Consider the following 7,344-nt stretch of genomic DNA (forward strand, 5'->3'; position numbering starts at 1 on the left):
GGAGATGCGCCCGTCTCGTCGCCGCCACTGCGACGCGGCAGGTCATCCCCGACTTCCACCCGCGGCATCCGCTGGACATGTCGGCCGGTCGCGACGAACGGGCTGGTCATCGCGTCCATCCGACCGCCCATACACTGGAACGCGTGAATTCCGAGGACACCGTCGACGTCGTGCTGATCGGCGGGGGCATCATGAGCGCCACGCTCGGCTCCCTGATCTCGAGGCTGCAGCCCGACTGGAGCATCCGCGTCTACGAGCGCCTCGGTCGCGTCGCCCAGGAATCCTCGAACCCGTGGAACAACGCCGGCACCGGGCACGCCGCACTCTGCGAGCTGAACTACATGCCCGAGGCGGCCGACGGCACGGTCAGCGCCGACAAGGCGGTCTCGATCAACGAGCAGTTCCAGGTCAGCCGGCAGTACTGGGCGCACCTCGTCGAGTCGGGCGCGCTGCCCGAGCCGAGGAGCTTCATCAACTCGACGCCCCATATGACGTTCGTGCGCGGGCGGTCGAACATCGACTACCTGAAGAAGCGCGTCGACGCGCTCGAGGGCGAGCCGCTCTTCGCCGGCATGGAGTACTCGGAGGACCTCGACACCATCGCCGAGTGGGCGCCGCTCCTCGCGAAGAAGCGCAACCCGAAGGCGAGGATCGCCGCGACGCGCATCGAGTCGGGCACCGACGTCGACTACGGCGCGCTGACCGTGCAGCTGCTCCGCGACATCGAGTCCCGCGGCGCAGAGATCCGCACCGACCACCAGGTGACCTGGCTCAAGCGCCAGAAGGACGGCACCTGGAAGCTGAAGATCCGCAATCTCGTCGGCAACACCCCCGAGACCGTTCGCGCGCGGTTCGTGTTCGTCGGCGCCGGCGGCGGCGCGCTCGCGCTGCTGCAGCACTCCGGCATCCCCGAGATCAAGGGCTACGGCGGCTTCCCGATCTCCGGTCAGTTCCTCCGCACCACGAACCCGAAGATCGTCGCGCAGCACCAGGCGAAGGTCTACGGCAAGGCCGCCGTCGGCGCCCCGCCGATGTCGGTCCCGCACCTCGACACGCGCGTCGTCGACGGTGAGACGTCGCTGCTGTTCGGACCGTACGCGGGCTTCACGCCGAAGTTCCTCAAGACGAGCACGTGGTTCGACCTGCCGTTCTCGATCCGCCTGCACAACCTTGTCCCGATGCTGCAGGTGGGCCTGCGCAACTTCGACCTCGTGCGCTACCTCGTCTCCGAACTGCTCGCCTCGCGCGAGAAGAAGATGAAGGCCCTCCGCGAGTTCATGCCCACCGCGAAGACGCAGGACTGGGAGCTCATCACGGCCGGCCAGCGCGTGCAGGTCATGAAGAAGGACCCGGAGAAGGGCGGCGTGCTGCAGTTCGGCACCGAGGTGATCAGTGGGGCGGATGGCTCGATCGCCGGTCTCCTCGGGGCCTCGCCTGGCGCGTCGACCGCGGTGCCGATCATGCTCGAGGTCATGAAGAAGTGCTTCCCCGAGCGCATCGGCGAGTGGGAGCCGAAGATCCGCGAGATGATCCCGTCGTACGGCACGACCCTCTCCGACGACCCGGATGCCGCGGCGGCCTCGCTCGCCCGGACCGCGGCCGCGCTGCAGCTCACCGCCTGACCCGGCGACGTTGGTCGAGTAGGACGCGCAGCGCCCGTGTCGAGACCCCCGGTGGTCGAGCAGGACGCGCAGCGCCCGTATCGAGACCCCAGCCCCGCGGCATCCGCTCTTCTCACGCGCCCCGACCTCTGCTACTCTCGACGACGCTATGAAGTGAGTACATCCCACCGTCCCGCGCCTGAGGCGCCGTTGACATCGGGGTGTGCGCTCTAGCACTGATCGCGACCGTGTTCGCGCGCGCCTCGACGACGGCACATGCCCGGCGGGATCCACCTCCGCTCCCGGGCCGTCGTCGTCGCTCACGCGCGACGACCGGCCGGTCGACGTGTCGCCCATGCTCACCGCAGCGCGCGGCGGACTCCGGCGGGGGCACCTCGCGAAGGGATCCCTTCCGCATGACGGTCATCCATTCCCACTCCTCCCACCTCCGCGCCGACGGGCTGTCGGTCGCATTCGGCGATCGGAGCGTGTTCGCCGATCTCGGCTTCGCCGTTCCGCCCGGGCAGCGGCTCGGGCTCATCGGCGAGAACGGCGCCGGCAAGTCCACGCTCCTCCGGCTGCTCGCCGACGAGCCCCTCAACGGGGCGGTCGTGCAGGGTCGGGTCGCCCGGCCCGGGCGAACGGGGCTGCTGCTGCAGGAGCTGCCGTTCGCACCCGACGACCGCGTCGACGACGTGATCGAGGCGGCGATCGCCGAGGTGCGCGCGATCGAGCGCGAGCTCGACGACGCGGCGGCGGCGCTCGCAGCGGGCGACGGCGCCGGCGTCGCCGCAGCGCCCGCGGCCGCTGCGGCCGAACGCTACGCCAGGGCGCTCGGGGCGGCCGAGCGGGCCGACGTGTGGTCGGTCGAACGGCGACGCGACGAGCTGCTCGCCGGGCTCGGCCTGGCCGGGCTCGGCCGGAACCGACGCATCGACGAGCTGTCCGGGGGCCAGCGCAGCCGGTTCGCGATCGCGGCCCTGCTGCTCTCGGCGCCGGAGGCCCTGCTGCTCGACGAGCCGACGAACCATCTCGACGACGACGCCGCGGCGTTCCTCGAGGGCCGGCTCCGTGCGTGGCCCGGGCCGGTCGTCTTCGCGAGTCACGACCGCGAGTTCCTCGACCGGGTCGCGACCGGGTTGCTCGACCTGGATCCCGGGCGCTCGGGTGCGACGGCGCTCGCGCTCGCCGGTGCGGCCGGACGCGCGCCGGGCGAGCGTTCGCGTGAGGCGGCGCTCGCGGCATCCGTCGGCACGGTCTTCGGGGGCTCGTTCAGCGAGTACCTCGGCGTCCGCGACGACGAGCTCGCGCGATGGCGTCGGCAGCACGACGACGAGCAGGCCGAGCTGAAGCGGCTGCGACTCGCGGTCGCCGAGACCGCCCGGAGCGTCGCCCCCGGCCGCGGCCCGACCGACAACGACCGGTTCATCAGGCACTTCAAGGGCGAGAACGTCGCAGAGGCGGTCTCCCGGCGGGTGCGCAACGCACAGGTGCGCCTCGCCGAGCTCGAGCGCACGCAGGTCGCCCGGCCGCCGGCGCCGCTCGCGTTCGCCGGCATCCCGGCAGGCGCGCACGCGCTCTCGGATGACCCGGGGCTGCTGCTGCAGGTCGCCGACGTGTCGGTCGCGGGCCGCCTCGACGTCCCCGCACTGCGGGTGTCGTCGGCGACGCGCCTGCTCGTCACGGGCGCGAACGGCGCGGGCAAGTCGACGCTCCTGTCGCTCCTCGCCGGGCGCCTCGCGCCCGATCGGGGCGCGGTGCATCGTCGTCGGGGCCTGCGGGTCGGCCTCCTCGAGCAGGACGTGCGGTTCCCCGATCCGGATGCCTCGCCGCGCGCGATCTACGAGCTGGCGCTGGGGGAGCGGCGCGCCGAGCGTGTGCCGCTCGCCGGGCTGGGACTGATCGCGCCGCGCGACCTGGACCGGCCGGTCGGGCGGCTCTCGGTCGGGCAGCAGCGGCGGCTCGCACTCGCGCTCGTGATCGCGTCGCCGCCGCACGTGTTCCTGCTCGACGAGCCGACGAACCACCTCTCGCTCGCGCTCGCGGGCGACCTCGAAGCGGCCCTCGGGGGCTTCCCGGGCGCGGTCGTGGTGGCGAGCCACGACCGCTGGCTCCGGCGCCGCTGGGCGGGGGAGGAGTTCGCGCTCGATGCACGGGCGCGCGCGGCCTGACGGCGGCGCTACTCGAGGCCGCGGCCCGGACCCGCGCCCGGGCTGCGGCCCGAACGCGCCGCGAGCACCACGATGAGCGCCCCGATGCCCGCGCCGACGCCGTTCGCGACGACGTCGCGGAGGTCGAACGTGCGGTCGGGCAGGTACGCCCGCTGGGCGAACTCCGCCGCAAGGCTCACCGCGGACGCCAGCAGCGTGGCGGAGACCACGAGGTGGAACCGCTGCCGCCGGAACCACGCCGCCCACAGGGCCCCGAACGGCAGGAAGAGCACGGCGTTCAGCCCGGACTGCACGAGCGGGTATCGGATGCGCGCGGGCATGCCCATCCGCGCCAGGAGCTCGATGATCCCGTCGACGCGGATGAGCCCGCCCTCGCCGTCGACATGGACCGGCCAGAACAGCACGGTCCAGAGTCCGATGCCGTAGGCGACGCCCACGACCATGATGACCAGACGGCGCCATGCCAGCGCTCGGCCCGACGGCCCGTCGGAGGCCGGGGCGCGCCGAGCGCGCTCGGAGTCGGGCAGCCGGGGCATCGTGACAGCGTAGCCCGGCGGCATTGCCACGGCATTGCTTCGACGTTGCCGCGGGCTGTCGGCGATCCGTGCGTTGTGATGTCTCAGGACATCGGTGATGGTTCTGCATCAGGACATCGGTGACAGTTCATGCATCAGGACATCGGTGACGGTGGAGTCGCTCTGACCCGCGGGCCTCGCGGGTTTCCGTTGCCAACGTAGGTGATCCCGGGTGCCGGGCGGGTGTGCTCGATGAGGACCCCGCCGTGCAGGTCAACGATCGTGATGCGGTCGCCGTCGGTGATGACGAGGACGTCTTCGTAGGATCGGCGCCCGTCTACCTTGTCGGTGACCCGATCCAGCATGAGCGCGCCGCCGCAGCTCGAACGCATCGCTAGCTGTTCTTCCCCGGTAGTCTTCCCCAAGCCAGGGCGATCTGTGAACTCGATTGCGGTGAATGAGCAATACGGATGTGAGTGCAGACAACGAGGTGATCAAGCGGTCGGCGGAACAGCCGGCCGCGTTCGCGTCGCTCTTCGACCGACACGCGCCGTCGATCTATCGCTACGCGGCGCAGCGACTCGGAGATGACCGGGCCGAGGACATCATGTCCGAGACCTTCCTCGTTGCCTTCGAGAAGCGAGCAGACTACGACCTCGAGGTCGTCGACGCTCGTCCCTGGCTGCTGGGGATCGCCACCCGCCTCATGCGCAAGCATGTGCGGCTGGAGGCGCGGGCATGGAAGGGCATGGTCGCGGATGTCGCGGCGCAGCTCGCGCCCGACATGATCGAGCGGGCCGGTGCGCGGTTGGATGCCGCGCGTACGACACGGCGCCTGGCTTCGGCGTTGCGCGCGTTGACGGCATCCGATCGCGACACCCTCCTGCTGTACGCCTGGGGCGACCTCGACTACGCCGGTGTCGCTGCCGCGCTCGACGTGCCGATCGGCACAGTGCGCTCACGTCTGAACAGGGCGCGCCGACTGCTCCGAAACGCAGTCGGCAACCCCGAGATCGAGCGGGAGACAGGTGATGGACGAGTTGACGCTGCTGCGCAACACGCGTAGCGAGGAAGAGCCGCCGGGAGCGGCACTGAACAGGGGGCGTGCGGCCCTCCTGGAGCGCGCCGCCGGAACGGCTGCGCCTCGCCCGGCGCGGCACACGCGCGCTCGACGACGGTTCGCAATCGGCGGCCTGAGCACCCTGGGCGCGGCAGCGCTGGTGACGGGACTCGTGCTCACCGATGTCGTCGGACTCGCCGGTTGGCGGGGAGGGGCGGATCCTGCGGCCGCCGCCGTTCTGGAAGAGGCATCCACCGCCGCGATCCAGACCGTCGATCCGGTGCTTTCGCCGGGGCAGTACCTCGAGGTGCGGACCCGCGGGGTCCACCTCTCGAGCGGCGGCTACGACGATGTCGTCGCGTCCTATCAGTACGCCTCGGACGACACGCTCTACCGTCCTGCGGATCCGGAGGACGAATGGGTCTGGGTGCGCGGGCCGCAGTCCGTGTACGGCACCTTCGGCCCGGAGTCGGAGGAGATCGCGGACATGTGGTGGCGAGCAGTCTCGTCGTCCGACTCATTCGAGACCGGTGACGTGCTCCGCGCCCCCGCGGGCGCGTTCTACGGCGGCCCGAAGTACGCCGGGTTCGACGACCTCGACGCGCTGCCACGCGACCCCTACCGCCTCCTGAACTACATCTACCGGGCGACGCTCGGCGCGGGTCCTTCGCCCGACACCGAAGCACTCGTGTACATCGCTGACCGGCTGCGGATCGGAAACGTGCCCGCGGAGCTTCGCGCCGCGATGTACGAAGCGGCAGCACTGATCCCCGGAGTCGAGTTCGTCGACGACCAGGCCACCCTCGACGGCCGCACCGGTGTCGCGATCGGACGCGTCGAAGACGCTTGGGGCACGCGGGTCGAGATCATCGTCGACCCGACGACCGGAGAGTTCATCGGCGACCGTGAAGTGCTGCTTCGCGACCAGGACGGCGTCCCCACAGGAACCGCCCTCTCGTGGACGACTGTCACGACAACCGTCGTCGACAGCGCACCGGACGGCGGTACCGTGTGCGGCAAGATGCCCGTCAACCCGGAGACGGGCCAGTGCTGAGCGCGCATGGTCCCCACGGCGACGGTGTGGGATCCGGTCCCGCCGACCTGACACTCCCGCCGACCCAGCCGATTGTCATCGTCGTGCCGCCCGAAAGCGCGAGCTAGCCTCGATCTTTCGTCGCCCTGGGGAGCGGGCCGGGTTGAGCGTCGTCGCGCCCGGTTGGCGCTGTGGTGGCGGGCCTCCGGGGCGAGGTGGCGTGTCACCGATGTCTTGAGGCAGTTCTGCCTCAGGACATCGGTGACAGTTCATGTATCAAGACATCGGTGACGGTGAAGGCGCCTTGACCCGCGGGCCCCGTGGGTTTCCGTTGCCGACGTAGGTGATCCCTGGTGCCGGGCGGGTGTGCTCGATGAGGACCTCGCCGTGCAGGTCGACGATCGTGATGCGCTGGCCGTCGGCGATGACGAGCACGTCTTCGTAGGCGCGGCGCCCGTCGACCTTGTAGGTGACTCGGTCGACCATGAGCGTGCCGGCGCTGCTGAGCGTGCGGATCGTGGTGCCATCGGGCAGGTTCGCCGGCCGCTGCGTGGGCGGCTTGGGCTCGCGCGGGGCGCGGACGACGTAGGGTGCCGGTCGCGGGCGCGGCGCTTCGACCTTCGGGGTGGCGTTCCAGGCGGTCTGCGGGGTGACGCGGCCGGGCAGGCCCTGATGGGGGCGCTGGGTGTTGTAAATCTCGTCGAACGCGTCGACCTGCCCCTGCAGCTCGAACAGGCTCGGCGCGAGGGGCTGCTTGTCGAGGTAGCGGAACAGGGTTTGGTGGAAGCGCTCGTTCTTGCCCTGCGTGGTCGGCTTGTACGGCTTGCCCGTGATCGCCTCCACGCCCAGCCGTGACACGTGCTCGACGAGCCGGCCGAGATGACCACGGGTCTGCTGCACGGATAGGTGACAGTTTTTAGTCACGCAGCCAGTGCGGCTGGCGTGTTCATGATGACCTCGAACT

At 70.8% G+C, this 7,344-nt stretch carries 5 protein-coding genes and 1 pseudogene; 4 read left to right on the forward strand and 2 right to left on the reverse strand.

Annotated features, from left to right (window positions below):
• Positions 1-77 precede the first annotated feature (77 nt).
• Positions 78-1,622: a malate:quinone oxidoreductase gene (locus ACQ393_RS02930; RefSeq protein WP_430645318.1), complete on the forward strand. Its 1,545-nt coding sequence runs from the start codon at positions 78-80 to the stop codon at positions 1,620-1,622.
• A gap of 395 nt (positions 1,623-2,017) precedes the next feature.
• Positions 2,018-3,772 (forward strand): ABC-F family ATP-binding cassette domain-containing protein, encoded by a 1,755-nt coding sequence (locus ACQ393_RS02935; protein WP_430645319.1) that lies wholly within the window; start codon positions 2,018-2,020, stop codon positions 3,770-3,772.
• Positions 3,773-3,780: 8 nt separating this feature from the next.
• Here the strand turns inward: ACQ393_RS02935 and ACQ393_RS02940 are convergent, their stop codons facing one another.
• Positions 3,781-4,308 (reverse strand): VanZ family protein, encoded by a 528-nt coding sequence (locus tag ACQ393_RS02940; RefSeq protein WP_430645320.1) that lies wholly within the window; start codon positions 4,306-4,308, stop codon positions 3,781-3,783.
• 436 nt (positions 4,309-4,744) lie between these two features.
• Here ACQ393_RS02940 and ACQ393_RS02945 point away from each other — a divergent pair, with 436 nt between their 5' ends.
• Positions 4,745-5,353, forward strand: coding sequence for an RNA polymerase sigma factor (locus ACQ393_RS02945; protein ID WP_430645321.1), 609 nt, complete (start codon positions 4,745-4,747; stop codon positions 5,351-5,353).
• A complete protein-coding gene (locus ACQ393_RS02950; RefSeq protein WP_430645322.1) occupies positions 5,319-6,401 on the forward strand; it encodes a CU044_5270 family protein in 1,083 nt (360 codons plus the stop codon). The genes ACQ393_RS02945 and ACQ393_RS02950 overlap by 35 nt, the downstream gene beginning before the upstream one ends.
• A gap of 591 nt (positions 6,402-6,992) precedes the next feature.
• On the opposite strand, the pseudogene ACQ393_RS02955 reads toward ACQ393_RS02950, so the two are convergent.
• Positions 6,993-7,268: pseudogene (locus tag ACQ393_RS02955) on the reverse strand (integrase core domain-containing protein); the annotation flags it as partial.
• Positions 7,269-7,344 lie beyond the last annotated feature (76 nt).

It is taken from the genome of Agromyces sp. GXS1127 (genome assembly GCF_050565425.1).
Taxonomy (GTDB): domain Bacteria; phylum Actinomycetota; class Actinomycetes; order Actinomycetales; family Microbacteriaceae; genus Agromyces.